This is a genomic window from Chlamydia buteonis, assembly GCF_900634605.1.
In the GTDB taxonomy this organism is placed as follows: Bacteria; Chlamydiota; Chlamydiia; order Chlamydiales; family Chlamydiaceae; genus Chlamydia; species Chlamydia buteonis.
Genome location: NZ_CAAAFM010000001.1, coordinates 544454 through 570133, shown reverse-complemented (window position 1 = coordinate 570133; position 25680 = coordinate 544454). Strand labels below are relative to the sequence as shown.

Below are 25680 nucleotides of genomic sequence, written 5' to 3'. Positions count from 1 at the left end.
TTTTTCAATGCCTTCCTTTGACACGATCTTTTTTCAAAAAACTATCGTACCGACGCATAAGTAAAAAGGCATCCACTTGTTTCATCGTATCCAAAACCACACCAACCACGATCAACATTGCTGTACCGCCCAAAAAATAACTCACATTAGTATCTACATTAAGAACGCGTCCCAAAATAGATGGCAAAATGGCAATAACAGCTAGGAATACCGCTCCTAATAAAGTAACGCGGTTCATGGTATATTCCAAATACGTTTGTGTAGGCTTCCCTTGTCGAATTCCAGGAATAAAGGCATTATTCTTTTTCATTTCAGAAGCAATTTGTTCCGGATGGAACTGTGTTGCTGTCCAAAAATAAGTAAAGAATATTATAAGCAGAACGTAACATGAAGAATATACCCAGCTACCTGGGGATAACATCATAGCGACTCGCTTAAACCACGAAGAATCCGAAGACATGAATTGCCCTATAGTCGCAGGGAACATTAGCAAAGACGAAGCAAAGATAACAGGTATAACGCCTGCATAGTTAACCTTTAACGGCAAATAGGACCCTCCTCCAGGGATTTCTCTCCTACCAATTACTCTACGTGCGTATTGCACGGGAATTTTTCTCACACCTTCTATAATCAATATCGTTGTGACAAGAACAAATACAAAAATCAAGCACAACAACAAGAGTGAGAACAAACCTAATTGAGAAGGATCTTGCGAACCAAGGTTGAGCTTATTTACTATTGATCCCAAAACAGATGGGAACGAAGCTAAAATTCCAAGGCTAATAATTAAGCTAACACCATTCCCAATACCCCTATCAGAAATCTGTTCGCCTATCCACATGAGCAACAATGTTCCTGTTGTCATAACAATAACTGTTGTCAGATAGAATATCCAAGGAGCTCCGAATAACTTAGATGACAACAAAGTTGGAAGAACAATACCAGGAATCGACATGTTCATTTTTAAAGCAAACTTAGCAAAAAGTAGCGATTGTATAAATGCTAATCCAATTGTAAATAAACGAGTTAATCTACCTATCTTTCTTTTACCTTGATCAGGGCTTTCCCGCATTTCCCTTTGTATAGATGGCATAAATACTAGGAGAAGTTGCACTATAATAGATGCTGAAATGTAGGGGACCACACCTAATGCAATAACCGTCATTTGAGCAAAGGCTCCTCCAGAAAAAATATCAGCTAACTGAAATAAATTCTGACTAGAACCTAGTAATTGTTTAAAATAGGCTACAGCGCGTTCTCCGTTAATTCCTGGAACAGGGATGAACACGCCAACCCGGCAGGCCGCAAGCAAAGCAAATGTAAAAAATAACTTTTTCCTTAACTCAGCAATGGAAAATATCTGTCGTAAAGTTGTCATAGTCGAGCCTGAAAATTCTTATCTTTAAGCAACACCAATAAGGTTTCGTACTCCTTGAGACAACACTACGTTAGCGTCCTTCCAGATAAACGTTTTCTCTAATTCGCCTTTAACGATCACTTTTACTCTAATCGCGTGCTTATCTATGGCTTTTTTCTGTTTCAAAGCTTCTAAAGTAATTTCTTCTCCCTCGTTGAACAAAACATTCAAACGTTGAGTCGTGATTTCTTCTACACATTTATCAAAACGTGCGTGAGAAAATCCTCTCGTAGGGACTCTTCTATAAAGAGGAACTCCGCCCCCTTCATAACCAAAGCGACGTTTATAACCAGAACGGCTTCCGTCACCTTTATGGCCTCGGCAACTTGTCTTACCGTGACCAGAGCTAGGCCCGCGGCCTAATAGTTTTGTTCTTCTCTTACGCGGTGAAGGATCTTGTAACGATTCTAATTTAATCATGTGTCACTTTTCTCCTTGTTAAAACGTCTTTCCTGCTAGAAAGACTCAAGAGAGCTTTAAAAGCAGCCTTTACTTGGTTCATAGGGTTATTTGAGCCCAAACTTTTAGCAACAATATTCTTAACCCCAGCCATTTCCAAAATCAAACGAATTCGAGAGCCTGCCACAATTCCAGTTCCTGGCTTAGCAGGCTTCAAAAGCAGTTGAGCTCCGTCCTGATCAACTAGAACCTCATGAGGAATAGAGTCACCTTCCAAAGATTCAATGGTGATTAGATTTTTTCTAGCAGCTTCTCCGCCTTTACGAATAGCATCTGTTAACTCATTAGCTTTGGCAAAACCGTAGCCCAAGCGTCCCTTACCGTCACCCACCAAAATAAGCGCGGAAAAACTAAATTTACGACCGCCCTTGACCACTTTTGAACAACGATTGACAACAAGAACTTTCTCCTCTAGCTGATCTTCTTTGTGAGAATTCTTTGATAACGTCATCTCTTTAAACCTTCATTAAAACTGTAATCCGCCTTCCCTAGCACCGTCAGCTACCATGGCAATAATTCCATGATACTTGAAAGGGCCGCGATCAAAAACAACTCGATCTACTTGAAGACTTTTCCCTATCTCGGCAATTTGAACTCCTAACGCTTTAGCAACGCCTTGATTCTTTTTAATTAATCCGGCAGCCTTATTTGATTTGGCCATAGTTGAGACAGAAGCCAAAGTTTTGCCAATAGAGTCATCAATTAATTGTACATAGATATGCTTGTTAGTTTTCACAACAGACAAACGAGGCTTCAAAGAAGAACCTCTCAAGACTTTACGCACTCTTAAAGCCCTACGAACCTTTTTTTCAGACTTCTTGAATAACGAATTTTCCATAACTTAACTCTGCCTTGCTATACTATTTTTTACCTGTTTTTGCCGCTTTTCCAGCCTTGCGACGGACATATTCGTTTTCATAGCGGATACCCTTACCTTTATAGGGCTCAGGTTTACGTTTAGCACGGATATTAGCAGCGAATTCCCCAACTAGCTGTTTATTTATCCCCTTCACAGATATTAAAGTATTCTTTTCAACACTAACTTGAATATCTGAAGGGATAGGGATCTTCGTAGGATGAGAAACCCCAATAGACAAATCTAAAATAGACCCCTGAACGGAAGCTCTAAAACCAACCCCAATCATTTCCAAACGCTTCTCGAATCCTACACTAACCCCTTGAACCATATTGGAAATTAACGCCCAAAATAAACCTTGCATGCGACTCGGTCTGTCAACCACATGAGGGGCAGGGTGAACAAAAATCTCCTTACCTTTTATGTCGATGACTACTTCTGGAGCCAATACTTGTTTTAAAGAGCCCTTAGGACCTTTTACTAAGATTTCATTATTTTGAATGGAGACCTCTACTCCTTGAGGGAGCACAATAGGGTCTCGAGCTTTACGAGACATTCCTTACCGTCCTATAAATTCTTTTATCCTGTTACCAAACTAAACAGAGTAGTTCACCACCAATATTTTTAGCCCGAGCTGTTGACCCGTCCAAAACTCCTTGCGATGTGGAGAGAACGGAAATACCCATATTTCCGAAAACATAAGGAATCTTCGCTGCAGGGACATAAACCCTTCTAGAGGGCTTAGAAACCCGCTTTAATTGGCGTATCACAGGCTTACGGTCATTAGTATATTGTAAAAAAATACGCATTGTACGCTTACGATGCTCTTCTTTCACCAAATAATGTGCTAAAAATCCGTGTTGTTTCAGAATTTTTACAATCGCTTCACGCATTTTGCTGTGTTCTAAATCTACGTACAAATGCTCTGCCTTCAAAGCATTTCTGATCCTTGTTAATAAATCGGCTATAGTATCACTTGTCATGCCCATACTGATCTTATATCTCCCCTATTGAGCCTTCTTAAAGCGCAAACCCATCAACTCTAAAAGAGCGGTGCATTCTACATCTGTTTGTGCTGTAGTTACCCAGGTAATATTCATTCCTTGGGTTCTCTTAACGCGATCTAAATCCACTTCAGGGAAAATCTGCTGATCGTCCAGTCCTAATGAATAACATCCGCGTCCATCTCCTTTACTTGAGAAACCACGAAAGTCGCGAATTCTAGGAGAGACAATGTTACAAAAACGATCCATAAAATCGTACATACGTTGGCTACGTAGTGTTACTTTTGCTCCTATGCCTTGTCCTTCACGAAGCTTGAAGCCAGCGATAGAATTTCTAGCCTTTGTCACCAAGGGTTTTTGTCCAGAAATCATAGAAAGTTCTTCTAAATGAGCTTGGAAAAGATTTTTATCTTTAGCAGCTTCTGCAAGACCCATACTTATTACAATTTTTTTAAGAACAGGGATTTGCATGGGATTGCTATATCCAAACTTTTCTTGGAGGGTCTTTCGGATCTCTTCGGTATATAGTTTTTTTAACCTGCTCATATTAACCTTTTCTCTCTTTCACAGAACGATATAGCTTGGAGGTGCCATCAGGAGATTTATTCCACAACTCTCGTCCATTCTCAGTAACTTTGACAGAAAGTTTTGCTGGAGCTCCGTCTATACTTAAACGAACGTTAGAAATATGTATCGGAGCTTCAATACTAATCCTTTTACCTTTTGGATTTTCTTGACTACGCTTGATATTTTTCGTACGAACGTTGACTCCTTCAACGACCACTTTATTTTTTTCTCTGAGACAAGATAAAACTTTACCTTGTTTGCCTTTGTCGTTCCCGGCTAGCACATAAACAGTGTCGCCAACACAAACACTACGTCTTTTCATATCTTTTCTTATCCTTAAATCACCTCAGGAGCCAAAGAACTAATTTTCACAAAGCCACGATCGCGAATTTCTCGAGCTATCGGACCAAAAATTCGTGTTCCTTTGGGATTTCCTTTTTCATCGATAATTACACAGCTATTAGTATCGAATTTCAAAGAAGAACCATCTTTTCTAAGAATATTGCGGCGCGTTCTAACTATTACAGCTTTAACCACATCACCCTTTTTTACAGAGCTATCAGGCTCAACATCTCTAACAGAACACACAATGACATCACCCACTGTAGCGTAACGTCTTCGAGAACCGCCTAAAACTTTAAAACACTTTACTCTTTTAGCCCCAGTATTATCGGCAACTTTTAATTGACTTTCTTGCTGAATCATAACTGTATCTACCCAATGTTGCTAATCTACCAAACTAACTTACACGCTCAACAACACGCCATCTTTTTAACTTAGATAGAGGTCGTGTTTCTTGAATTTTAACTTTATCGCCTTCAGAAACACCTAGACCATCATGCGCATAAAACTTCTTAGAGTCTCTAACAACTTTGGCATACTGAGGATGAGAATATATCCTTTCAACTCGAACAACCACGGTTTTATCCATTTTTGACGAGACAACAACACCAATTTTGGTTTTTCTAAGGCCTCTTACTTCACTAGCCATCGACTTTTCCTTCTTTTTCTTGTTTGACCGTCATAGATCGAGCTATGGTTTTCTTATACATAGAGAACAAGTGCGTCTTTACTGCTTTATTTTGTAAAGCGGCCTCGGCTCTTAAAGAAAAAAGAGCTTTCTTATTTTCATGGATAAACGCGTCCAACTCAACTAGACTTTTTTGTCTAAGCTCAGCTAATAATTTCTTCTTTACTGCCATATAAACTTATACCCTTTCAACCCGCTTAACAAAACGTGTTCTTATTCCCAATTTTGCTGCAGCTCTTCTTAAAGCGTCCTGAGCATCTTCTCTTGAAACATTAGCAACTTCAAAAAGAATCCTCCCTGGGCGAACTACTGCTACCCAATGATCTGGAGCGCCCTTACCTTTACCCATACGAGTCTCTGCAGGCTTTTTAGTTACGCTTTTATCTGGGAAAATACGAATCCAAACTTTTCCCCTACGTTTTAAATATCTATTGATAGCAACCCTGCAAGCTTCTATTTGCCGACTAGTTACCCAGCCTCTTTCCAAGGTCTGCATTCCAAATTCGCCAAAGTCAACAAAAGTAGCCCCCTTGCTTAGGCCTGCAAATTGACCTTTTTGCTGTTTGCGAAATTTTGTTCGTTTAGGCATCAACATAATAATTCACACACTCTTATTTACAGCTACTGTACCACTGGAGCAGAAGCACCAACATTGGAACTAGCTGTAGAGGCTTTTTCCCCAAGATTAATCCAAACTTTTACGCCGATAATTCCGTAAGTAGTTGCTGCAGATGCTGTGGCGTAATCAATATCAGCTCTCAACGTATGTAGAGGAACACGACCGTTTTTATACCATTCAGAACGAGCAATTTCAGCGCCTGCTAATCTTCCAGAAACCTGTATTTTAACACCTACAGCTCCTGCATCCATAACAGACTGCATAGCTTTTTTCATTGCACGTCTAAAAGAAACACGGCGTTCAATTTGTCTAGCAATATTGTCTGCAACTAATTTTGCATTCAATTCGGGGCGTTTAATTTCTGCGATTTCTACCCAAACTTCTTTACCAGTAAGCTTTCTTAGCTCTTCTTTTAAAAGATCTACCTCAGCGCCTTTTTTTCCGATAACTAGTCCTGGACGAGCTGTCTGGATTGTAACTTCAATCTTACCGCTCATACGTCTCACAACAAAGCCCGCAGCCCCTTGACAAGAGGGTTTTTTTCTTAAGAATTCTCGAATTTTAACATCTTCAATAAGAAATTTACCAAACTCTTGCTTGTTTCCGTACCAAAGGGAGCGCCACTTCTTGGTAACGCCTGTACGAAAACCGATTGGACATCCTTTCTGACCCATAATTTCTCCTACCGCTCCTTCTCACCAACAATAACAGTTAAGTGGCTAGTGCGTTTTAAAATTGGGGATCGGCCTCCCCGACTTTTTGATTTAGCTCGCTTATATACAGGGCCTGCATCCACTCTGACTTCGATAACGTTTAATTGCTCACGTTTTACATTGTCATGAAGCTCAGCATTAGCTACAGCGCTATCCAAAACTTTTTTTAGACATCTTCCAGCTTTCAACTGAGAAAAACTCAACTGCTGCTGAGCTTCCGTAACACTTAAATTTCTCATAAGCCCAGCGGCTAGTCGGGCCTTGCGAGGCTGAACCCGTATGTAGCGGGCGGTCGCTTTAAACATGACTTGTCTCCTTTAGACTTACCCTTTCTTCACGGGATGACTTTTAAATATTCTTGTTGGAGAAAACTCTCCCAACTTATGCCCTACCATAGTTTCCGAAACAAAAACCGTTAGAAACTTTTTCCCATTATGAACCTCAAATGTGTGGCCTATCATTTCAGGGGTAATCATAGAACGACGAGACCAGGTTTTAATTGGAGTCTTTTTCTCCAATAAGTTCATAGCACGTACTTTTTTTATTAGACTGTGATCAACAAAAGGACCCTTTCTTAACGATCTACTCATAATCCCTATTTCCTACGATCTTTAACTATCCACTTATTGCTTTTACGCTTATCACGAGTTTTTAATCCTTTCGTGACTTTACCCCAAGGAGTACGAGGAATATAACCGTTATGACGGCCTTCACCACCTCCATGAGGGTGATCAACAGGGTTCATAGCAGTACCACGAACAGTTGGACGAATACCTTTCCAACGTTTTCTTCCTGCTTTACCATCAACACATAAATTGTGATCTGAATTAGAAACTTCGCCAATAGTAGCTCTACAACCTTCATTTAACATGCGAAATTCGCCTGAAGGCATTTTTAATGTAACATATCCCGGAGTTTTAGCAATAACCTGAGCAGCCAAACCTGCTGATCTTACCAATTTCCCTCCAGAATAGGGTCTCATCTCAATATTATGAACAGTTGACCCTAAAGGCATGCTTTTTAAAGTCATACAACAACCCAATTTGAAAGGGCTGCCTTCTCCCGAGATCACTTGATCTCCTCTTTTTATGCCTTTTGGAGCAAGTATGTAACGCTTTTCTCCATCAGCATAACTCAATAAAGCAATGTAGGCAGAACGATTTGGATCGTACTCAACAGAAACTACCTTAGCTTCAATACCATCTTTATTGCGCTTAAAATCGATAACTCGATACAGGCGCTTAGCCCCTCCACCACGATGACGGCAGGAAATGTGACCTAAATTATCACGACCACCGGAACTCTTTTTGAAAAATGATAGCTTCTTATTTGGTCGAACGCTTTTTCTAGTTTTTTTCCCTGACAACTCTCCCTGTGTGGTCAGCTCATCAAAAGCCGGAAGAACCAACTGTCTAGTCCCTGGAGTTACTGGCTTAAACTTTTTAAACATGTTTTTCTTCCCTCTAATATATTACCCGATAGAATGGCCTTCATAGAAGGTCACAACTGCCTTCTTAAATCCAGCAGTCTTTCCTTTTCGCTTTCCGCGAAACATTCGGGCTGGCTGAGGCTTCACACATATCGTGTTTACACTTTTAACTTTTACTTTTTTATCCGCATAAATAGATTCCAAAGCTTGAGCAATTAAAGGCTTAGTAGCGTTACAATCCACGATAAACGTATATTTTGGATGCTTACAGTAACTACCTTTCTTTTTGCCCTCACCATTCCCAAGACTTAAACCTTCTAGTGTTTTAGCCTTCTCGGTTACATAATGCCGTTTGATTACATCATAAGGATCTTTCATGTCCTAAAATTCCCTTTTAATCTTTCATTCCAGAAATAAGATGCCCGGAGAGTCTATTAAGAGCCTTTTCGGAAACCACTATATTGCGGGCAGAGACTAGGTCATATCCATTGATATTCATTCCATACGTAAAACCGCGCACAGCAGGCAAATTACGCAAGCTTAGTCTTAAACTTTCGTTATTTTGAGCATGCTCTAAATCATCGATAAAAAGCACACCACGACATTCCACATTACAGGATTTTAAAAATCTCAAAGCTTCTTTTGTCTTTGGAGAAGTTAAACTGCTGGTGAACACACTGTCATCAGCTACAATCAAACGATTCGCTTGAATCTTTTGAGATAGCAACAAACGAATTGCTGCTCGTTTCTCTTTTTTATTAATGCGAACATGTTGATCAAATTTAGGCTTAGGGCCGAAAACAATACCCCCTCCTCGAAACTGAGGAGACGCTAAACACCCTTGACGAGCATTTCCCGTACCTTTCTGTCTAAAAGGCTTTTTAGTAGAATGACTTACTTCTGAACGATTTCTCGTACATGCGGACCATTGCCTCTTGTTGGCGCGGATCGCCACAAGATAGTCCTTCACTAATTGAAGTCCACTTCCTTCCTCAGCAAAAAAGGCATCTGGCAATTCCACCTCTCCTGCCTTATTCCCAAAAAAATCAAACTTTGATAATAAAACCATTAGGACCTCTTCTGTATTACCCTTTTGCTCTGGAAGAACGCCTGACGACAACAACAGAACCTCTAGGGCCAGGAATTGCCCCCTTCACTAGCAACACTTTTTTCTCTAAATCTATTTTTACCACTTCTAAATTCTTAACGGTTACATTCACAGTACCCATATGGCTAGGACGCTTACTTCCTGGGAAGCACCGTCCAGGAGTCGATCGCATCCCTATAGAACCGGCATGACGATGGAATCCTGAACCGTGGCTTTGAGGACCTCCACGGAATCCAAATCTTTTCATGACTCCTTGAAATCCTTTGCCTTTAGAAACACCGCTAATATCTACGGAAGAGACGCCTTCAAAGACTTCCAAACCAAACTCGCTTCCTAAAGAAACCTCATTAACGGCTTCTTCTGAAAGGCGAACTTCCTTTAACAGACGAAAAACACGAGAACCAGACTTTTTAAAATGCCCGAGACTGGGTTTATTCACACGTTTTTGCAATGTTTTTGTTGGGACATTGATTTCATTGGCGCCCATTTGAATAGCGTTGTAACCATCTGTTGAATCAACTTTTATCTGAGTAACAACATTGGAACTCATGCTAATTACTGAACACGCAACTAGATTTCCATCTTTGTCAAAGACATGAATCATGCCTTCCTTTTTCCCCATTAAACTAAGCTGAGATCGCATATATAATTACCCACTAATACAATGGTTGTCCGCGCTCAGGCGAGAGCAACCAGGCAAATCGTTATAGCATTTTTATTCGTAGAATTCCCTAAAAAGAAAAGGAGCCTTTTCCTTAAGAAAATAAAGGGACAGGTTATCAGAGGGAGAAGATTTTTACAATAAGAAAAAACGGGAATGCCTTAATGAGAGAAAGATAAAAAGTTCTTATAAAATCTTAGTTTGCTAATAAATAAAAAAATCGCTTCTAGGTTTTCTAGAAGCGATTTACAATATTGTCGAAATTGACAAATCTTTTTCTTACGAATGAGCCCACGCGGTGTAAAGACCGATACCACTAGAAATTGCAACAGCTCCTGATGTTACCGCCAATCGAACTGCAGCAGTGCATGGGAAAGGAATTAATTTGACGATATCTGCTATTAATTCAAATGCTTTTTCTAAAATCGATAGTATAGCTTTTTTAACAACCGCAAGATGTGACTCTCTTAATTCTCGAGACACTTGATTATAAACATCGGCCGTCAAAGCCTCGCCAACTCTAGCATCTTCTAATCCCGCAACAGCACGTTGATATGCACGGTTTTCATACATTAAGGAAGCAGCTCCCCCGATAACACTGGCAGCGTGGTTGGCTGTCATCATGTATGTTACGGCATCGCCAAATCCTGCTTTCATTTCTTTAGAAAGGAAAGATTGGTGCGCGAGCTTGTTTGCTAACAGGACCGGGCGACATACGCCGAATGTTCCAATATATGTAGCCGAACCGACTGCAGAACACCCCTCGCTAATCGCGGCTAATACATGATCGCTCTTAGTCAGATAGATTTTGTTATAAGGCAGCCCCTTCTCGGGGTTGCCCAAATCGTGGTCAGATTCTGAAGAGAAACATTTCTTGACGTGAGCAAAGCAATTCTTTGAAGAGTTAATGCAACCGGGGATTGCGCCGTTAAACACGTTACCTAAAGCCACAACAGATCTAGCTGTACTTAAAGTTCCGGCCACATTTCTAGCTGTCTCAAGAGAAGCTCCCATATTTCCTGAACTTTCAATAACGCCACAACTAAACTCAGAAACTGATTTAGCAAATTTAAAGGCTTTATCTAAATTTTTAGTACCGCCAACAAAACGTGCTAGATGATTATCTCCGTTAGTAAAAAACAGCTTCAAGCAATTGCCAGCTACACCTTTGCCGGTTTTTTTCGCTGCTGTTTGCATAAACACGTTTCGGCCTGCCATAACAAGGGCAGTCACTTGTGGTGTTACAGATGCCATATTCACCTCCCTAAAATTAAAAGGTTTTTCTTAGCAAAATAAAGATTTTAAGCCCCAATTATAACATAAAAGCAACTTAATAAACGAATTATCTTGACTAAAATCGAAATTAAGAACTTAAGTTAAATGATAATTTTAATTTATGCCCGGAGTGCCCGTTCAAAAAACTTTTTGAATCCATCACCCCTTTGCCTTCAGGTTGGACTTCTCTCAGGCAAATGGCACCTTCAGCACACGCAACAAGAAGCTCTTGTTGATCTGACAAGATAATATCCCCTGGATCGCCATAAACACCCCTACTAGAAAAAAGAGAGGCTTTACGAACAACCAAACGCCTTTCTGGTTTATCTTGATAAGAATAGAGCGTCCAAGCTCCAGGAGCTGGAGTGACACCCCGTATTTGAGCATACACCTTCTCTGCAGGACGATCCCAAAGAATAAATCCTTCTTCTTTTGATAGCTTTGGAGCTATAGAGGCTTTGGATGAATCTTGTGGCGTATGAGTGATTGTTCCATCAGAGATTTGTTGTAAAGTTTGTATTAAGATGTCCCCACCTTGATTAGCCAAAGCTTCGGCAAGCTCTCCTGCTGTCATATCAGGCCCTACCGGGATAATAGACACGTTGGCAACATCTCCGGTATCCATACCTGCATCCATACGAATTACAGTATTTCCTGACTGTGTGACACCGTCCATAATGCAACGCTGTATAGGAGCAGCCCCACGGTAAGCTGGTAATAGGCCTGCATGCAAATTATAACAGCCATATTTCGGAATATCCAAAACCGTTTGCCTTAGAATAGCTCCGTAAGCAACAACAATAAAAACATCCGCCTCAAAATCTCGTAATTGTTTGATAAATTGTGGATCCGAAGCCTTTTCTGGTTGTAAAAGAGGGATATTCTTGGATAAAGCTAACGTTTTAACAGGAGAAGGAATAAGTTGGGACGAACGTTTTTGCGGTTTATCTACACGAGTAACAACAGCGATAACATTTACTTGATGATGTAATAAATCCCCTAAAACTGTGGCAGCAAATTGTGGCGTGCCAAAATAAACAACCTTAAGATTCAACCAGAGCTCCTTCTTTATCTACGCCCTCCTCTTGGAAAGCCTCTTTAGCAGCTCCACGCTCGATTCCACGTTTACTTGAATTCTGACAAAAATGAATAAAATTTTGGACTTCGGGAATGTGGCCGTACTCTTCTTGAGCTTCTAATAAAGCTTCAAAGAAGCCGTCCTCAGAACGATAAACTTTCTTAAACACCTTGATCAAAGCCAAACGTGTTTCAAAACCAACCTGCCGTCTCTGTAAACCAACTTTATTTATTCCACCTAACTGATAGGGATTCCCTGTGCCTATAGTATATGGCGGAACATCTCTTCGAACACCACTTAAAGCTCCGACCATAGCGTGCGCACCAATACGAACAAACTGATGGACACCAACCATACCGCCAATAATAGCGTAATCTTCTACCACAACATGACCAGCCAATTGCGCATGATTACTTAAGACCACATAATTGCCAATTGTACAATTATGAGCTACATGAGCCCAAGGCATGATAAGACAATTATTTCCTATAGAAACTGTTGTTCCTTCAAATGTAGAAGAGGTAATAATAGCGAATTCTCGAATTTCACAATTTTCCCCTATGGTAACATAGGTCTTTTCGCCCTGATATTTTAAATCCTGAGGTTTGTTACCAATCATAGCGGACGGCCAAATCGTTGTACCTCTGCCTATAGTCGTGTGCCCATCAATATAAGCATATGATTTAACAACTACATCATCACAAAGGGTCACCGTAGATTTAATAACAACATAAGGCTCAATAACAACATTCCTTCCGATTTTAGCCCCGGGTTCGATAATTGCTGTTGGGTGAATGTTCGTCATACGTCTCCGTTAATCTAAAGATTTCTTGTCTACAAGAGCAAAGCTTAGTTCTCCCTCAGCAGCAACCTGAGAACCCACACAAGCTCGTACCGAAGCTTTCCCTCCCTTCGACGAAATCAATGAAAATTCAGCGCTCAATGTAAGAACGTCGCCGGGCTTAACTGCCTGACGAAACTTCGCTTTTTGTATCCCCAAAAACAAAGCCAGTCTTTTATTTCTGTCATTTTCTAAAACTAAGCCCAGCAAAACTCCGGCTGCTTGCGCTAAAGATTCTAATATTAACACTCCTGGCATGATAGGCGCTTCGGGGAAATGCCCTACAAAAAAAGGCTCGTTTATTGTTACATTTTTTTGAGCAACAATGGACCGTCTCTCTAAATCATAAGACAACACCTTATCCACAAGCAAAAAAGGATAACGATGTGGGAGTAAGTTTAATAATTCTCGTAATTTAATTACAGACGACTCTTTCATTTAGCACTCGTTTCTTAGGGTTGTAACACTTCTAAAATCTTTCTACCCAAAGCAATGTTTGAAGAATGTCCCGATCCCACAGCAACAATATGAGCAACAAAAGGTCTGCCTACTAAAGATAGATCACCTATCAAATCCAAAATCTTATGCCTTACGGGCTCATCTGAAAACCGTAACTGGCCGAGACTAATAACACCATCATCTTTAAACACTACAGCATTTTCTAAACATCCGCCTCCAATCAAACCTCTCTCCATTAAAAAACATAGCTCATTGTATAGAGCGAATGTTCTACAAGGAGCTATTTCTTTACGAAAAGACTCTTCCGTTATAACAAAAGAACGGTACTGTGTCCCTATGGTAGGACTTTGCGGATAATGTAGAGTGTAAGAAATCTTCAGCTCATCACAAGGAAATGCAGCAAGAAAAGTATCCTGCGCTTGATAGTACACAGGCTGCGATAGCCTAGCAATGGTGACCTTATCATTCTGTGTACAAACCCCTGCATCATCTATTAACTGCATAAAAACATGAGAACTTCCATCCCCGATGGGGATTTCTTCTTCATCACAACGGACTATAACATTATCAATATTACTCGAACGCAAAGCAGCCATGAGATGTTCAACAGTAGCAATGATAGAATCTCCTGAAGACAAGGTAGTACTGCGACCTGTATTACATACATGAGGAAGTAATGCGGGGATATGTTCCCCTAAAAGATCGGAACGGGAAAAGACTATTCCAGTGTTTTCTTTAGCAGGTTCTAAAGTTATAGTCGCGGACTTTCCAAAGTGAATTCCCACACCTGAATAACGTACTTCGCGCCTTAACGTTCTTTGAGCTCGTTCTAACATGCAAAAACCTGACAAAGAGTGTTCGTATATTATCCTTTTTCTTTTTTAGCAAGCAAGCGATATCCAAAATAACATCCCATACATCCTATAGACAACAAAGATAGCAAAATCATAGGAAGATCTCCCCATAATGCATACAAAGTGGAATAATTTTGAAGGGGAAGAGCTACTTGTAATACTCCCGGGGATGCTTTTCTAGAATGCGTTTCATAAGGCAACATTTTTATAATCCTTCCCAAGGCGTCTGCTGCAACAGTAACTCCGGTATGACAAGAGCGGATACAAGGCATGCCCAACTCTTGATTTCGCAAAATCCCATGATAAAAATGTACTTGTGGAAGCCTTGATAAAGGATACCAGCCATCGTTAGTCAAGTTTACAAGGAGCTTAGCCCCTTCTTTCTTATAGTTACGCAATAAGGATCCAAAAGTCTCCTCATAACAAATAGAAACCCCCATTTTAGGCAAGCTATTGATCTCAATTACTCCGGGACGTGTTCCGGGAAGACGTTGACAGGATAATGCATATTCAGGGAAATATTTCTTACATACTGCCCAGCCAAGTTTGCCCCCAGGGATGTATTCTCCTCCAGGCACTAAGACTCGTTTATCATATCCAACTAGCTCTCCATGTTGAGAGATACATTCTGCTGAGTTGTACAGGTGTAGTTTAGATTCTCGTTCTTCCCAACGTTCTAATCCCATAAGAATCGGACAATCAAAATGGTCTGAAAGAGCCTGCATCCAATCTATATTTGCGAGTAGCTCATCTTGATGTTTAAAGTGTGTCAAAGGAGAGAGTATGATTTCACTATCATCGTAAGGATAAATCTTTCTATCTCTTCCAAAAGGGACCGAAACCTCAGGGAAAATAAGAAGATCTATGGGCTTTCTTACAACAGAAGAAAGACTAATTAATCTTTGCCACGCCATAGCTGGCGAGCCTGACCACGACCCTTCTAAAAGAGTTGATGAGGCAGGTTGTACAACAGCAACATGCAGACTCTCTTCATTTGAAAAAGTAGTTTTGAGGTATTCGTAATGTAGTCCGCCTAACATATACGGAACTAGTAAACATCCCAACCATGCAAATCGAGAAAACCTCTTTTTTAATAACACTTGATAAAAACTTATTCCGGTAGCGACTATAAAGAAACTCTCTCCAGACCAACCAAAAAAACCGCCAAACTGTCGTCCATAGGCACTAGCAGTAATTGGCCAACCCAAGTAGTCCAGAGACATTCCTGAGCAAAAATAGTAGAATCTTACCATTTCGATGGCAATCCACAAACCTGGTAAACACCAGAGAATTTTGCCATGGTTTTTACGTATCACATAGAATAATAGAGAAGAAAAAGCAGTGAATAGTAGGGCGAGTAAGCTAGTTAGTACACCCCAAACGATGTAAATAAATTTCCCCACATATAAATCGGAAAGCATCCAAGAAAAATGCACTCCATTTATAGTGGCAGACCAAAGAAATAATAAAAATGCTAGATATTTCCAAGAAAGATAAGGTGGTTTTTGTGGCTCTAAGCTATACCACAAAAGTCCGTAACCTATAGCACTTCCTAATAAAGAGAAAAACCAGCTCAAATCAGGTTGAGCGAAAGCTATGAGAATCCAGGAACAAAAAAAACTAAGAATTCTGAACAAAACGTTCCTATTTATTCATATTCAACCGAGATTGTCTACGCTGATTAGCTTCATCATAGCGACGTTTTTCTTCGGGGGTCTCAGGAACAACCTGATGAACAGGAGTAGGAGCGTTATTCTCATCTACAGAAACAAAGGTAAAATAGGCAGAAGTAATATGACGCCTCTCTTGTTTATAGATATTTTCTGCCCACACTTTAACCCCAACTTCTAACGAAGTTTTCCACGTACGATTAACAGCGGCCTTACAAATTAGATTCTCTCCCATATATGCAGGAGCATAAAAACACAGGGCATCAACAAAAGCTGTGACACAAATTCTTTCGGCATGCCTTTCAGCAACTACAAGAGCTAAACGATCTAACAAACTCATTAACAAACCACCAAATACAGTGTTATTTGCGTTTAGATCGTTCGGGAAAATTTTATAGATATGACCGTCTATACAACTAAAAGATACGGGCTTTTTCTTAAGCATTAAAAATTCCCCTAGGAAGAGACAACGTTCTCTACTTTTTGTTGGATAGTATCTTGAGGCCTAAAGAAAATCAAGAGATTACTTGAAGAGCGGTTTCTATTTTTTACTAGCTGGAATTTCAAAGATTTCAAATAAACTTTTACAAAACAAAAGTGTTCTACAATCCAATAAATGGGTTATTGACTTGCGTAAAACCTATTCCTTTTTGTCTATGTTTGATCTCATGTCTTATAGAAAAGAGTAAATCGGGATCAAAATCCATTTTAGATGCCCACTGCAAATAGGAAAGGGGGATTTCAGAGAAACAACGTCCTTTATGTTTTCCTAAAGGCATATATTTCATCTTTATCGGTTTTGATAGCATTTGCTTTAGTTGTTCTATCGTGCGGAAACGCTTACAGAAGTGTTTGAAAATACTGATATTGATCTCAACATCTTTCATAGCGCGATGATTACCGTCATAAGGAACATTAAAGTGTACAGCTAGGGATTCCAAAGAATTATTAGGGCTGTCTCCGTATTCTTTAGCCAATCTCAAGGTGTCGATAATGTAATACTTAGATAAGAAGCTCTCCCCTATCCTTTCCGCTTCTTGACTCAATACCTGGAGATCAAATCCTACGCTATGGCCTACTATATAGTCTCCCTCTTTCAGAAAAGACTTAATCTTTGGAAATACTTCAGCAATCCTAGGTTGATCTTTTAACATCGCATTAGAAATATGATGTATTCTCTGTGATTCGGCAGAAATTACACGGTCAGGATTGATTAAAGTTTCCATAGAATCAATCACGCCATCAAAAGTGAAACGCATCGCAGCAAATTCAATAATACGATCTTTCTTTACATCCAACCCAGTCATCTCACAATCTAAGCAAACAAAAACTGTATCTTTTAGTAAAGTCATGATCCTATTTTATTCCTTCAGCAATTTTAACAATATCGATGGCGGGGCATCTATGCTAACTTCTCTTTGAACAGTGGTTAGCGCATGAATCTGCACCTGTATCATCTCTCGAAATTGCGGCAACCTTATGCTTTCTGGCCATTCCACGCATAGAATATCATCCTCGTCAGCATCTTGAAAAAGATCTGATTGATTTTCCTTAATGGCATCTATCCGATAAAAATCATAATGGCAGATTCTTCGTGGTTCATTACCATATACATGCAAAAGAGAAAATGAGGGGCTAGCAACCTCTTGAGCTAAAGCATCTCCTAAATACCCTTGTACAACACCGCGCACAAATTCTGTTTTCCCTGAACCATAATCACCGAACAATAACAAAACAACTCCTTGAGGAAGTATTTTGCCAAGTTCGGCACCTATATCTATAGTTTCTTGAGAAGAATTAGTTACTCTTCTGTATCTACCCATTGACTAATATACACATGAAAGGCTGTATCGTCCGCTAAGCTTTCGATAAACTCAGCAATTTTGTCTTCCACGAGAGCATCTTGCAGTAAAGATAAGAAAGTACCTTCCAATTGAAACTTGTTTTGATTTTGTACTTCTTCCAAAGTCATCGGACGCAAGTATGAAGAGGAGAAGTCTTCTATAAGCGCTGGTAGACTGTGGAAAAGCTTTCCCGTGATAGCAGAAGCAAAAACAGTTTTAACAATTGGCTCTTTAGGAGGAGCTATATACTCTTTGATCATATTTGGGTCATCGGACACAAGGAAACGCTTTACGCGCACACCGCTTTGACGCTCTGTATTTTGAGGGCAGGATGACAGCCAATCGTAAATAGCATCCTGAGGATCAGCATACACGTTGTCAGCAAATACTTTCCCAGTGAAAGGACATATATAGATTCTTTTTGTCTGTTCGTTAACTTCTGGTTTCCCAGAGCAAATTTGTATCTCTGTTTCGCGCCAAACCTTTTTATCTTCCTCGAGAATTCGAATGGCATCTTCTGGAGTTTTAAAAATTATTTTGTCGCGGACAAAAACCACAGGATTTATATTTAAAGCTTGTTCTAGATAAAATAGATACGTAGCCAACAATTCTGGTGCTTTTTGTTTTCCCAAAAACTGGAGAAGTTTCTGCTTGATACTTCCAGAAATATTCATGCCCATCCCTTTTTCAGCTAATGAAGCAAATTAAAAGTTTTCTTGGCTTACTGAAGAGAAAGTATTTTCTAAAACAATAAACGCAAGAATAGTTTAGCTCTGTTTCACATTAAATCAACCATACTAGCATAATATGAGGATTATGTTGAACATAAAGCTACTAGCCTCCTTCCACCTATAAAAAGGTGGTGTTATTATTCGCAATATAGAGAACATTCGATATTCTTGATAACACTTCTGAAACTATGTTTGATGAGTATTTATATGTGTATTATCTACTATACATCTGGAATGCATATTAAAAATTTGTCTAGAATCCGCCAATACAACAAGTGAATATTATACTTTCTTCATAGTGACGCTTCTTCTATACACATCCTCCTCTCTCAAGAGAAGAACATGGAAATTAGATCCCTTTTTCTTTGAAAAAGTTTCTGAATTGTGTTTTTTTTTATCTACGTCTACAATCTGCCTTCATGCAGCTATGGCGGAACCGGTAGACGCGCTAGATTCAGGTTCTAGTGAGCTTAAGCTCATGGAAGTTCAAGTCTTCTTAGCTGCAAATAAAATTCAAAACGAATGCCCCGAACTTATTGGAGAATTATGGTCAAAATTGTATCTGCTGAAAATTTCAATTCCTTCATTGCCTCAGGCCTAGTACTTATAGATTTTTTTGCTGAATGGTGTGGTCCTTGCAAAATGCTAACCCCCGTATTAGAAAGTCTTGCAACAGAGGTACCTTCAGTACTCATCGGGAAAGTTAATATTGACGACAGTCCTGCTCCAGCAGAACAATATGGAGTTTCTTCAATCCCAACTTTAATTTTATTCAAAGACGGAAAAGAAGTAGACCGTACGGTTGGATTGAAAGATAAGGATGCATTAATTAAATTGATTAGCCAGCACTCTTAATTCCCAGTACGGATACACGTACTTTGATTATTTTGTCGAACTGCTTCAAAAAGTACTACACCCACAGTGGTTGCTAAATTTAAAGACCTGATTCCAGGTTTCATAGGCAGGTAATACGAGTGGTTGTAGTATTTTTTTAATACTTCTTCTGGTAAACCTTTGGACTCAGATCCAAACACGTACACACCATCCATAGGGAGAAAAACATCACCGTAGTATTGTGTACCTTTAGTTGAAAGACAGAAAACCTTATCTTCATCGACACCAGATAACACTTCATCTAAAGAGTCAACAACGGACAGATTTACCTTATCCCAGTAATCCATCCCCGAGCGTTTAACAAATTTATCTAATAAAGAAAACCCTAGGGGCCTCACCAAAATCAATTCAGCACCTAGAGCTATACAAGTCCTTCCTATATTCCCCGTGTTTTGGGGAATATCAGGATTATAAAGAACTACCTTCATGAAGCTGTGTTTTTGTCCTCTGTGTCTTGTAATGCAACAGTATCTTCTGTAGTTTCAATTAAATTAATTTCGAAAATTAACAAAGAATTTGGGGGCAATTGGCCAGAAGTTCCGTAAGCAAGGTCGGGGTGAATGTAGAGAATACGAGTTTCGCCTTCCTTCATTCCCTGCATTCCTAAAGAAAATCCGGGTATTGTTTGTGCTAAAGGAAGCAGAATAGGCTCTTTATTAGCTTCAGAGCTACTAAAGACTTGACCATTGATAAAACTCCCCTTGTAATGAAGGAGTGCTGAAGGTTTCCCCGATATAGCTTTCCCCGTTCCTTCTTTAACGATACGGTACTGTAATTTATCAACTTGTACTTCTACGACACCTGCATTCTTCTTATTTTCTTGTAAGAATTTTTCGGCTAGGGAGAGGTTTTCTTTTGCTTTTTTCTCGAAAACCAATTGTTGTATTTCTGCCATTTTCTCCTCATATTCGGATTCAGTTAAAGGTGCGCTTTTGCATTCTAATTCAGCCTGCAATCCTTTAGCCACTTCAGCGATATCCATTACGATATCCTCTGATTTGCGTAATTGTCGTGCTAACAAATGACCAAAAGTACGCGATATCTGTTGATTTACAGACAGTTGTGAATCACTGGCAGTGCTTTCCTCCCCAACTTGTGTTTTAGGGCTCTCATTTTGAGAACTCTGATCACAGGAAGCAATGGAAAAGGACACAACCATTGTTATTATAATTAAATACCATTGTTTTTTCATATTTTCTCTCCTATGGTTGTAGCCTAGACGCTCACATGGTATGGCGCCATGCACCTAAAATAGGTATAAAATTATTTAAGAAGTTACCTTAATATTTAGCTCTTTTAATTGGGAAGTCATAATTTCCGCAGGAGCATCCATCATTAAATCCGCAGCTTTCTGAGTTTTTGGGAAAGCTATTACTTCTCTAATACCTTCCGCCCCCGTCAATATCATCATAATACGATCTAAACCTAAAGCAATTCCTAAATGTGGAGGCGTTCCAAAACTTAGGGCATCTATAAAGAAGCCGAATTTTTCTTTTATACTCTCTGGAGATAACTCTAAAATAGAAAATATTTTATTTTGTAAATCCGCGTTATGAATACGTTGTGACCCTGAAGCGATTTCATATCCGTTAAGAACTAAGTCATAACTGGAAGATCGTACCGATAAAGGATCTTTATCCAACAAAGGAATATCCTCATCTAAAGGTGAGGTGAATGGGTGATGCTCTGAGCATATTTTCCCATCTTCTTTAGCAAATAAAGGAAAATCTGTAATCCAAACAAAGTTGTATTGCGCTTCATTGTACAAGTTGCGCTCTTTAGCTATCAATCTACGTAAATGATCCAAAGATTGATTGGCCACATCTTCTGGAGCTGCTATCAAAAGTAGGATATCATTATCTTCAGCCCCAAAATCAGCAAACATTGCTTGAAATACTGCTTCAGAAGCAAATTTCGCTACATTAGAAGCGACGCCACTCTCTTGTTTTTTGATCCAAACCAGTCCCATAGCACCGTAACGCTTAACAAATTCTGTGTAAACATCAAGCTGCTTACGAGAAATATCCGCTCCGCCGGGCACACAAAAACCCTTTATTGTGCCTCCTTGAGCAAGCTGATCTAAAAATATGGAGAATGAAAACTCTTTTGCATGTTCCCGACAATCATGAAGCTGCAAACCAAATCTAAGATCTGGTTTATCAGTACCATATAAATTTTTAGCTTCTTGATATGTCATTCTCGGCAATGGAAGGTCTATTTTAATTCCTTGAACAGCAAACATCTCTACCACTAACTGTTCAATTATAGGGAAAAGATCATTGGGAGTAGCGAAACTCATTTCAATATCAATCTGAGCAAATTCAGGCTGACGGTCGGCTCGAAGATCTTCATCTCTAAAACAAGTAGCTATTTGGAAATACCGATCGAGCCCCCCAACCATAAGAATTTGTTTAAATAGTTGAGGCGACTGAGGCAAAGCATAAAAACTTCCGGGATATATCCTAGAAGGGACAAGATAATCCCGAGCTCCTTCGGGAGTAGATTTACCTAAAATTGGAGTAACTACCTCGGTAAAACCCTGTTTATCCATATACTGACGACAAGCCATCATCACTTTATGACGATAGACTAATCGATCTAAAATTTGACCCCTACGCATATCTAGATAACGATACTCTAGACGCAACTCTTCATTAACGTGAATATGATCATCTGATATAGAAAAAGGGAGTTTTTTGGCTTTCGATAAGACATCTACTTTTTCAATATCTACCTCAATCTCCCCTGTGGCTAAATTCGCATTTTCCATGCCTTCTAAACGTCGGCACACCGTTCCCTCTATGGATAAAACCCACTCTGAACGTACAGAATCAACTAACTGGTGTAATTCCGGTTTTTCGTCTTCACGACACACTATCTGTGTGATTCCAAAACGATCTCGCAAGTCTATAAAAACGACTCCCCCGTGATTACGATAACGATGCACCCATCCAGACACACGGACACGTTCTCCTACATTGCTTAGGGATAATTCATTACAACGATGTGTTCTGTATTTCATATAGCAACCTTTGCTCTACCTCTTGCTTTGAACCAGAGAACTCTTTGTGCAAAGACATATTTTTAACTGTCAATTGCTCTGAAACCAACTCTCTTTCTCCCACGGGACAAACAAAAGTGGCTTTCTCCGCATCTGCTATTTTTAAAGCAGTTTTTAATTTCTTATGCGTCCAATCCACTTCTGTAGGGATTCCTAAGCTACGTAAATGCTGTGCCCAAACAAAACAAAAAGAGTCGGCTTGCGACTCAACCGGGATCAAACGCAATTTGTGAGAGGATAGCGGTGTTAGATTCCCTTGAGCTAATAAAGTCTGAATCACCCTCTCTAAACCAACTCCAAAACCACAAGCAGGAGTCGATGGTCCTCCAGAAGAAGCAATCAGGCCGTCGTAGCGCCCTCCTCCTCCCAAAGCATAGGAATAACCTCCAAATGTCGTGATAGCTTCAAAAACTACATCAGTATAGTAATCTAAACCACGCACAAGCCTTGGGTTAATATCATACGAAATGTTTAAAGAACCCAAAGCAGAAAGAATTTCATCAAAATATTTGCGATCATCATCAGAAATATAGTCAAGAATAGGTGGCGCGGATTTGATAATCTCTTGGTCTTCTGGCTCTTTGGAATCCAATATCCTCAGTAGATTTGTATTAAACCGTTCTTTACTTAGCGAGGATAAAGAACTTAAATGATCATGGAAGTATTCTCGCAAAATCTTATCGTAGTGTTTGCGTGTAACCTCCCCACCTAAAAAGTTCAATTGCACTTGCATGTGTTGCAAACCCACAGCAGAATAAAAATGCCAAAGTAAAGCAAGAATTTCAGCATCGCGAAGAGGATGGCGTACCCCTATAGCTTCTACCCCAAATTGATGATGCTGACGATACCTTCCTGACTGTTGCCTTTCATAACGGAACATAGGCAGAATATAATAAAACTTATTATCATCACGTTGATTCATAGGATTATCTATGAACGAGCGCACTATGGGGGCGGTTCCTTCAGGACGCAGTGTCAATGACCGCCCTTTCTTATCCAGAAAGGTATACATTTCTTTTTTTACAATGTCACTCTGTTCTCCGACATGCAAAAATACTTCCGACTTTTCAAAAACAGGCGTACGGATTTCTGAAAACCCATATAAACCACATACGTCATGAATCACATCCTCGACCCGATGCCATAGAGAAGTGTGTCTCCACATATGTTTCGCATCCGTAATGTAAGGGAATATATCGAACACCCCTTTGGGCAAAGCTACTTTCACCGTATGTCTTTAATTTAATTGAACAACTTTAAGAGTAGAATATCCAAAATTCGGATAAAGAGCAAAATTAAACCCTTCCTATGTGAGAGTCAAAAGATTCACCGAATAGAGGCTCTAAGACCTCTTGACGAGGAAACTCACATTCGCCAACATATGTTTGTAATATTTTTTTCCAAATTTTTGTCTCATAAGAACGCGCTTCTTTATTGTCTCCAGCTCCAATAGGGGCTAGAAATAAACTAATAAATACCACACTCATTCTCTTCATAACAAGACTCTTGGAGCTAAGACGCCATCTTCCAAAAATGAAGATGAAATCCGCGAAAGCAAACTTCAGTATTATTACATCAATCTATACTAAAATAAGTAACTGAAAACTACAATTAATCAATGTTTACAGGAACTACAAGATGTTATTACATTCTTGTTTTTTTCATTGCTCATATGCTAACCTCAGGTCTTCTCTATTCTACTGAAATTATATTAAATATTTAAATATGAGATCTTACGATGAACATTTGGACCAAATTCTTTCAGCCCCCCAAGCACATTAAAGAACTTGATAATCCAGAATTAGTCAAAAAACAATACAAGTATTGGAGAATCCGCATCTTCTATAGCATGTTTATAGGGTATGTCTTCTATTATTTCACAAGGAAGAGTTTTACCTTTGCCATGCCAACACTAATGACGGATCTTGGCTTTGATAAAGCGCAACTCGGGATCATCGGAAGTACTTTATACATCAGTTACGGTGTTAGCAAATTTGTTAGCGGCGTTATATCTGACCAGTCCAATCCTCGTTATTTTATGGCGCTGGGTTTAATTGTTACAGGATTCACTAATATCTTCTTCGGGATGTCTTCCTCGATCCTGTTATTTGCATTATGGTGGGGGCTTAACGGTTGGTTTCAAGGTTGGGGCTGGCCTCCATGTGCCCGTTTATTAACTCACTGGTATTCAAAATCTGAAAGAGGAACTTGGTGGAGTGTATGGAGCACTTCTCACAATATTGGTGGAGCGTTAATTCCTATTCTTACGGGATTTGCTATTGATTGCTGTGGTTGGCGCGGAGCTATGTTTATCCCCGGTGTACTATGTATTCTCATGGGATTAGTTTTAATTAATCGCCTTCGTGACACGCCACAATCCCTAGGTCTTCCCTCTATTGAAAAATTCCGAAAAAAACAGGAATCTCAAAAACACGAAGAAACCACTGCAGATATTTTAGAAGAAGAAGCAGAAAAAGAGCTTTCTACTAGAGAAATCCTCTTTACTTATGTTCTGAAAAACAAATGGATCTGGTTATTGTCCTTTGCTTCATTTTTCATTTATGTTGTCCGCATGGCCGTAAATGATTGGAGCGCTTTATTCTTGATCGAAACAAAGCGTTACGTAGCTGTTAAAGCAAATTTCTGTGTTTCTCTATTCGAGATTGGCGGACTTTTTGGCATGTTAATTGCTGGGTGGTTATCTGATAAAATTTCCAAAGGCAAACGCGGTCCTATGAATGTTGTGTTTTCTTTAGGATTGCTCTTCTCAATTTTAGGTATGTGGTACAGCCGTAATCAAGATATGTGGTGGTTAGATGGCTCCTTCCTTTTTGTTATTGGCTTTTTCTTGTTTGGTCCTCAAATGATGATAGGGTTAGCAGCTGCTGAACTGTCACATAAAAAAGCTGCAGGTACTGCTAGCGGCTTTGCAGGATGGTTTGCTTATTTCGGAGCCGCGTTTGCAGGTTATCCGTTAGGGAAAATAGCTCAAGATTGGGGCTGGAGAGGTTTCTTTATTGCCCTTCTAGGCTGTGCTTTAATTGCTTTGGTTTTATTCCTTCCTACATGGAATGCCTCAGAGAGAAGTTTGCAAACTAGAAAATAATGCG

Annotated in this window: 36 protein-coding genes and 1 tRNA gene; 3 read left to right on the top strand and 34 right to left on the bottom strand. The window is 39.6% G+C overall.

Annotation, left to right across the window (positions count from 1 at the left end; all coding sequences use genetic code 11):
- Positions 1 to 4 precede the first annotated feature (4 nt).
- The 29 genes from secY to E1N70_RS02420 form a co-directional block, all read right to left on the bottom strand.
- Positions 5 to 1378, bottom strand: coding sequence for a preprotein translocase subunit SecY (gene secY, locus E1N70_RS02560; protein ID WP_131743992.1), 1374 nt, complete (start codon positions 1376 to 1378; stop codon positions 5 to 7).
- 24 nt (positions 1379 to 1402) lie between these two features.
- Positions 1403 to 1837, bottom strand: coding sequence for a 50S ribosomal protein L15 (gene rplO / locus E1N70_RS02555; protein WP_006342785.1), 435 nt, complete (start codon positions 1835 to 1837; stop codon positions 1403 to 1405).
- Positions 1830 to 2327, bottom strand: a complete 498-nt coding sequence (rpsE, locus tag E1N70_RS02550; RefSeq protein ID WP_006342784.1) for a 30S ribosomal protein S5 — start codon at positions 2325 to 2327, stop codon at positions 1830 to 1832. The genes rplO and rpsE overlap by 8 nt, the downstream gene beginning before the upstream one ends.
- A 15-nt stretch (positions 2328 to 2342) precedes the next feature.
- On the bottom strand, positions 2343 to 2714 hold the full coding sequence (gene rplR, locus E1N70_RS02545) for a 50S ribosomal protein L18 (RefSeq protein WP_131743991.1): 372 nt from the start codon (positions 2712 to 2714) through the stop codon (positions 2343 to 2345).
- A 22-nt stretch (positions 2715 to 2736) separates the two neighbouring features.
- Complete coding sequence (gene rplF, locus E1N70_RS02540; RefSeq protein WP_131743990.1) at positions 2737 to 3288, bottom strand: 50S ribosomal protein L6; 552 nt, start codon at positions 3286 to 3288, stop codon at positions 2737 to 2739.
- Positions 3289 to 3319: 31 nt separating this feature from the next.
- On the bottom strand, positions 3320 to 3721 hold the full coding sequence (rpsH, locus tag E1N70_RS02535) for a 30S ribosomal protein S8 (protein WP_006342781.1): 402 nt from the start codon (positions 3719 to 3721) through the stop codon (positions 3320 to 3322).
- 18 nt (positions 3722 to 3739) lie between these two features.
- On the bottom strand, positions 3740 to 4282 hold the full coding sequence (gene rplE, locus E1N70_RS02530) for a 50S ribosomal protein L5 (RefSeq protein ID WP_131743989.1): 543 nt from the start codon (positions 4280 to 4282) through the stop codon (positions 3740 to 3742).
- A 1-nt stretch (position 4283) separates the two neighbouring features.
- Positions 4284 to 4625 carry a 50S ribosomal protein L24 gene (gene rplX / locus E1N70_RS02525; protein ID WP_014944720.1) on the bottom strand — a complete coding sequence of 114 codons (342 nt, stop codon included), beginning with the start codon at positions 4623 to 4625 and terminating at the stop codon, positions 4284 to 4286.
- 14 nt (positions 4626 to 4639) lie between these two features.
- The gene (gene rplN, locus E1N70_RS02520) at positions 4640 to 5008 is read right to left on the bottom strand and encodes a 50S ribosomal protein L14 (protein WP_006343773.1); all 369 of its coding nucleotides are present in this window, start codon (positions 5006 to 5008) and stop codon (positions 4640 to 4642) included.
- A gap of 34 nt (positions 5009 to 5042) precedes the next feature.
- Complete coding sequence (rpsQ, locus tag E1N70_RS02515) at positions 5043 to 5294, bottom strand: 30S ribosomal protein S17 (protein WP_006342777.1); 252 nt, start codon at positions 5292 to 5294, stop codon at positions 5043 to 5045.
- On the bottom strand, positions 5287 to 5505 hold the full coding sequence (gene rpmC, locus E1N70_RS02510) for a 50S ribosomal protein L29 (protein WP_131743988.1): 219 nt from the start codon (positions 5503 to 5505) through the stop codon (positions 5287 to 5289). Before rpmC ends, rpsQ begins: the two co-directional genes overlap by 8 nt.
- Positions 5506 to 5511: 6 nt before the next feature.
- A complete protein-coding gene (rplP, locus tag E1N70_RS02505) occupies positions 5512 to 5928 on the bottom strand; it encodes a 50S ribosomal protein L16 (RefSeq protein WP_131743987.1) in 417 nt (138 codons plus the stop codon).
- A gap of 26 nt (positions 5929 to 5954) precedes the next feature.
- Entirely contained in the window at positions 5955 to 6626 is a 672-nt protein-coding gene (rpsC, locus tag E1N70_RS02500; RefSeq protein ID WP_131743986.1) for a 30S ribosomal protein S3, read from the bottom strand.
- Between the two features lie 8 nt (positions 6627 to 6634).
- Positions 6635 to 6970 carry a 50S ribosomal protein L22 gene (gene rplV, locus E1N70_RS02495; RefSeq protein WP_131743985.1) on the bottom strand — a complete coding sequence of 112 codons (336 nt, stop codon included), beginning with the start codon at positions 6968 to 6970 and terminating at the stop codon, positions 6635 to 6637.
- 18 nt (positions 6971 to 6988) lie between these two features.
- On the bottom strand, positions 6989 to 7255 hold the full coding sequence (rpsS, locus tag E1N70_RS02490; protein ID WP_006342772.1) for a 30S ribosomal protein S19: 267 nt from the start codon (positions 7253 to 7255) through the stop codon (positions 6989 to 6991).
- A 5-nt stretch (positions 7256 to 7260) separates the two neighbouring features.
- Positions 7261 to 8115: a 50S ribosomal protein L2 gene (rplB, locus tag E1N70_RS02485; protein WP_131743984.1), complete on the bottom strand. Its 855-nt coding sequence runs from the start codon at positions 8113 to 8115 to the stop codon at positions 7261 to 7263.
- A gap of 21 nt (positions 8116 to 8136) precedes the next feature.
- The gene (locus tag E1N70_RS02480; protein ID WP_006342770.1) at positions 8137 to 8472 is read right to left on the bottom strand and encodes a 50S ribosomal protein L23; all 336 of its coding nucleotides are present in this window, start codon (positions 8470 to 8472) and stop codon (positions 8137 to 8139) included.
- 16 nt (positions 8473 to 8488) lie between these two features.
- On the bottom strand, positions 8489 to 9163 hold the full coding sequence (gene rplD / locus E1N70_RS02475; RefSeq protein ID WP_131743983.1) for a 50S ribosomal protein L4: 675 nt from the start codon (positions 9161 to 9163) through the stop codon (positions 8489 to 8491).
- A 16-nt stretch (positions 9164 to 9179) separates the two neighbouring features.
- Complete coding sequence (gene rplC / locus E1N70_RS02470) at positions 9180 to 9845, bottom strand: 50S ribosomal protein L3 (RefSeq protein ID WP_131743982.1); 666 nt, start codon at positions 9843 to 9845, stop codon at positions 9180 to 9182.
- A 297-nt stretch (positions 9846 to 10142) separates the two neighbouring features.
- On the bottom strand, positions 10143 to 11117 hold the full coding sequence (locus E1N70_RS02465; protein ID WP_131743981.1) for a CT529 family inclusion membrane protein: 975 nt from the start codon (positions 11115 to 11117) through the stop codon (positions 10143 to 10145).
- 109 nt (positions 11118 to 11226) lie between these two features.
- Positions 11227 to 12192, bottom strand: coding sequence for a methionyl-tRNA formyltransferase (gene fmt, locus E1N70_RS02460; protein ID WP_131743980.1), 966 nt, complete (start codon positions 12190 to 12192; stop codon positions 11227 to 11229).
- The gene (gene lpxA / locus E1N70_RS02455) at positions 12182 to 13021 is read right to left on the bottom strand and encodes an acyl-ACP--UDP-N-acetylglucosamine O-acyltransferase (protein ID WP_131743979.1); all 840 of its coding nucleotides are present in this window, start codon (positions 13019 to 13021) and stop codon (positions 12182 to 12184) included. The genes fmt and lpxA overlap by 11 nt, the downstream gene beginning before the upstream one ends.
- 9 nt (positions 13022 to 13030) lie before the next feature.
- Positions 13031 to 13495, bottom strand: a complete 465-nt coding sequence (fabZ, locus tag E1N70_RS02450; RefSeq protein WP_131743978.1) for a 3-hydroxyacyl-ACP dehydratase FabZ — start codon at positions 13493 to 13495, stop codon at positions 13031 to 13033.
- Positions 13496 to 13509: 14 nt separating this feature from the next.
- Complete coding sequence (gene lpxC / locus E1N70_RS02445) at positions 13510 to 14352, bottom strand: UDP-3-O-acyl-N-acetylglucosamine deacetylase (RefSeq protein ID WP_131743977.1); 843 nt, start codon at positions 14350 to 14352, stop codon at positions 13510 to 13512.
- Between the two features lie 29 nt (positions 14353 to 14381).
- Positions 14382 to 16007 (bottom strand): apolipoprotein N-acyltransferase, encoded by a 1626-nt coding sequence (gene lnt / locus E1N70_RS02440; protein WP_131743976.1) that lies wholly within the window; start codon positions 16005 to 16007, stop codon positions 14382 to 14384.
- Between the two features lie 7 nt (positions 16008 to 16014).
- Positions 16015 to 16485, bottom strand: coding sequence for an acyl-CoA thioesterase (locus tag E1N70_RS02435; RefSeq protein ID WP_131743975.1), 471 nt, complete (start codon positions 16483 to 16485; stop codon positions 16015 to 16017).
- Positions 16486 to 16642: 157 nt separating this feature from the next.
- A complete protein-coding gene (locus E1N70_RS02430; protein ID WP_131743974.1) occupies positions 16643 to 17392 on the bottom strand; it encodes a putative quorum-sensing-regulated virulence factor in 750 nt (249 codons plus the stop codon).
- A gap of 9 nt (positions 17393 to 17401) precedes the next feature.
- Positions 17402 to 17863, bottom strand: coding sequence for a tRNA (adenosine(37)-N6)-threonylcarbamoyltransferase complex ATPase subunit type 1 TsaE (gene tsaE / locus E1N70_RS02425; RefSeq protein ID WP_131743973.1), 462 nt, complete (start codon positions 17861 to 17863; stop codon positions 17402 to 17404).
- Entirely contained in the window at positions 17842 to 18558 is a 717-nt protein-coding gene (locus E1N70_RS02420) for a DUF2709 domain-containing protein (protein WP_131743972.1), read from the bottom strand. Before E1N70_RS02420 ends, tsaE begins: the two co-directional genes overlap by 22 nt.
- A 478-nt stretch (positions 18559 to 19036) precedes the next feature.
- Here E1N70_RS02420 and E1N70_RS02415 point away from each other — a divergent pair.
- Both E1N70_RS02415 and trxA read left to right on the top strand, forming a co-directional pair.
- Positions 19037 to 19120: transfer RNA gene (locus E1N70_RS02415), tRNA-Leu, on the top strand.
- A gap of 41 nt (positions 19121 to 19161) precedes the next feature.
- On the top strand, positions 19162 to 19470 hold the full coding sequence (gene trxA, locus E1N70_RS02410; protein WP_131743971.1) for a thioredoxin: 309 nt from the start codon (positions 19162 to 19164) through the stop codon (positions 19468 to 19470).
- On the opposite strand, the gene E1N70_RS02405 is transcribed toward trxA, so the two are convergent.
- From E1N70_RS02405 to E1N70_RS02385, 5 genes are all read right to left on the bottom strand, one after another.
- On the bottom strand, positions 19467 to 19937 hold the full coding sequence (locus E1N70_RS02405) for a tRNA (cytidine(34)-2'-O)-methyltransferase (protein WP_131743970.1): 471 nt from the start codon (positions 19935 to 19937) through the stop codon (positions 19467 to 19469). The two genes, trxA and E1N70_RS02405, sit on opposite strands and share 4 nt — an antisense overlap.
- Positions 19934 to 20701, bottom strand: coding sequence for an FKBP-type peptidyl-prolyl cis-trans isomerase (locus E1N70_RS02400; protein ID WP_131743969.1), 768 nt, complete (start codon positions 20699 to 20701; stop codon positions 19934 to 19936). Before E1N70_RS02400 ends, E1N70_RS02405 begins: the two co-directional genes overlap by 4 nt.
- Positions 20702 to 20776: 75 nt before the next feature.
- A complete protein-coding gene (gene aspS / locus E1N70_RS02395) occupies positions 20777 to 22531 on the bottom strand; it encodes an aspartate--tRNA ligase (RefSeq protein WP_131743968.1) in 1755 nt (584 codons plus the stop codon).
- Positions 22506 to 23798 (bottom strand): histidine--tRNA ligase, encoded by a 1293-nt coding sequence (hisS, locus tag E1N70_RS02390; protein ID WP_131743967.1) that lies wholly within the window; start codon positions 23796 to 23798, stop codon positions 22506 to 22508. Before hisS ends, aspS begins: the two co-directional genes overlap by 26 nt.
- Before the next feature lie 67 nt (positions 23799 to 23865).
- Complete coding sequence (locus E1N70_RS02385) at positions 23866 to 24066, bottom strand: hypothetical protein (RefSeq protein ID WP_131743966.1); 201 nt, start codon at positions 24064 to 24066, stop codon at positions 23866 to 23868.
- 242 nt (positions 24067 to 24308) lie between these two features.
- Between E1N70_RS02385 and pgtP the strand changes: the two genes are divergently transcribed.
- On the top strand, positions 24309 to 25676 hold the full coding sequence (pgtP, locus tag E1N70_RS02380; RefSeq protein WP_131743965.1) for an MFS transporter: 1368 nt from the start codon (positions 24309 to 24311) through the stop codon (positions 25674 to 25676).
- The last annotated feature ends 4 nt before the right edge of the window (positions 25677 to 25680 follow it).

Coding starts and splice junctions, on each gene's coding strand:
- secY (WP_131743992.1), bottom strand. CDS start 1,378: ATGACAACTTTACGACAGATATTTTCCATTGCTGAGTTAAGGAAAAAG.
- rplO (WP_006342785.1), bottom strand. CDS start 1,837: ATGATTAAATTAGAATCGTTACAAGATCCTTCACCGCGTAAGAGAAGA.
- rpsE (WP_006342784.1), bottom strand. CDS start 2,327: ATGACGTTATCAAAGAATTCTCACAAAGAAGATCAGCTAGAGGAGAAA.
- rplR (WP_131743991.1), bottom strand. CDS start 2,714: ATGGAAAATTCGTTATTCAAGAAGTCTGAAAAAAAGGTTCGTAGGGCT.
- rplF (WP_131743990.1), bottom strand. CDS start 3,288: ATGTCTCGTAAAGCTCGAGACCCTATTGTGCTCCCTCAAGGAGTAGAG.
- rpsH (WP_006342781.1), bottom strand. CDS start 3,721: ATGGGCATGACAAGTGATACTATAGCCGATTTATTAACAAGGATCAGA.
- rplE (WP_131743989.1), bottom strand. CDS start 4,282: ATGAGCAGGTTAAAAAAACTATATACCGAAGAGATCCGAAAGACCCTC.
- rplX (WP_014944720.1), bottom strand. CDS start 4,625: ATGAAAAGACGTAGTGTTTGTGTTGGCGACACTGTTTATGTGCTAGCC.
- rplN (WP_006343773.1), bottom strand. CDS start 5,008: ATGATTCAGCAAGAAAGTCAATTAAAAGTTGCCGATAATACTGGGGCT.
- rpsQ (WP_006342777.1), bottom strand. CDS start 5,294: ATGGCTAGTGAAGTAAGAGGCCTTAGAAAAACCAAAATTGGTGTTGTT.
- rpmC (WP_131743988.1), bottom strand. CDS start 5,505: ATGGCAGTAAAGAAGAAATTATTAGCTGAGCTTAGACAAAAAAGTCTA.
- rplP (WP_131743987.1), bottom strand. CDS start 5,928: ATGTTGATGCCTAAACGAACAAAATTTCGCAAACAGCAAAAAGGTCAA.
- rpsC (WP_131743986.1), bottom strand. CDS start 6,626: ATGGGTCAGAAAGGATGTCCAATCGGTTTTCGTACAGGCGTTACCAAG.
- rplV (WP_131743985.1), bottom strand. CDS start 6,970: ATGTTTAAAGCGACCGCCCGCTACATACGGGTTCAGCCTCGCAAGGCC.
- rpsS (WP_006342772.1), bottom strand. CDS start 7,255: ATGAGTAGATCGTTAAGAAAGGGTCCTTTTGTTGATCACAGTCTAATA.
- rplB (WP_131743984.1), bottom strand. CDS start 8,115: ATGTTTAAAAAGTTTAAGCCAGTAACTCCAGGGACTAGACAGTTGGTT.
- E1N70_RS02480 (WP_006342770.1), bottom strand. CDS start 8,472: ATGAAAGATCCTTATGATGTAATCAAACGGCATTATGTAACCGAGAAG.
- rplD (WP_131743983.1), bottom strand. CDS start 9,163: ATGGTTTTATTATCAAAGTTTGATTTTTTTGGGAATAAGGCAGGAGAG.
- rplC (WP_131743982.1), bottom strand. CDS start 9,845: ATGCGATCTCAGCTTAGTTTAATGGGGAAAAAGGAAGGCATGATTCAT.
- E1N70_RS02465 (WP_131743981.1), bottom strand. CDS start 11,117: ATGGCATCTGTAACACCACAAGTGACTGCCCTTGTTATGGCAGGCCGA.
- lpxA (WP_131743979.1), bottom strand. CDS start 13,021: ATGACGAACATTCACCCAACAGCAATTATCGAACCCGGGGCTAAAATC.
- fabZ (WP_131743978.1), bottom strand. CDS start 13,495: ATGAAAGAGTCGTCTGTAATTAAATTACGAGAATTATTAAACTTACTC.
- lpxC (WP_131743977.1), bottom strand. CDS start 14,352: ATGTTAGAACGAGCTCAAAGAACGTTAAGGCGCGAAGTACGTTATTCA.
- E1N70_RS02435 (WP_131743975.1), bottom strand. CDS start 16,485: ATGCTTAAGAAAAAGCCCGTATCTTTTAGTTGTATAGACGGTCATATC.
- E1N70_RS02430 (WP_131743974.1), bottom strand. CDS start 17,392: ATGACTTTACTAAAAGATACAGTTTTTGTTTGCTTAGATTGTGAGATG.
- tsaE (WP_131743973.1), bottom strand. CDS start 17,863: ATGGGTAGATACAGAAGAGTAACTAATTCTTCTCAAGAAACTATAGAT.
- E1N70_RS02420 (WP_131743972.1), bottom strand. CDS start 18,558: ATGAATATTTCTGGAAGTATCAAGCAGAAACTTCTCCAGTTTTTGGGA.
- trxA (WP_131743971.1), top strand. CDS start 19,162: ATGGTCAAAATTGTATCTGCTGAAAATTTCAATTCCTTCATTGCCTCA.
- E1N70_RS02405 (WP_131743970.1), bottom strand. CDS start 19,937: ATGAAGGTAGTTCTTTATAATCCTGATATTCCCCAAAACACGGGGAAT.
- E1N70_RS02400 (WP_131743969.1), bottom strand. CDS start 20,701: ATGAAAAAACAATGGTATTTAATTATAATAACAATGGTTGTGTCCTTT.
- aspS (WP_131743968.1), bottom strand. CDS start 22,531: ATGAAATACAGAACACATCGTTGTAATGAATTATCCCTAAGCAATGTA.
- E1N70_RS02385 (WP_131743966.1), bottom strand. CDS start 24,066: ATGAAGAGAATGAGTGTGGTATTTATTAGTTTATTTCTAGCCCCTATT.
- pgtP (WP_131743965.1), top strand. CDS start 24,309: ATGAACATTTGGACCAAATTCTTTCAGCCCCCCAAGCACATTAAAGAA.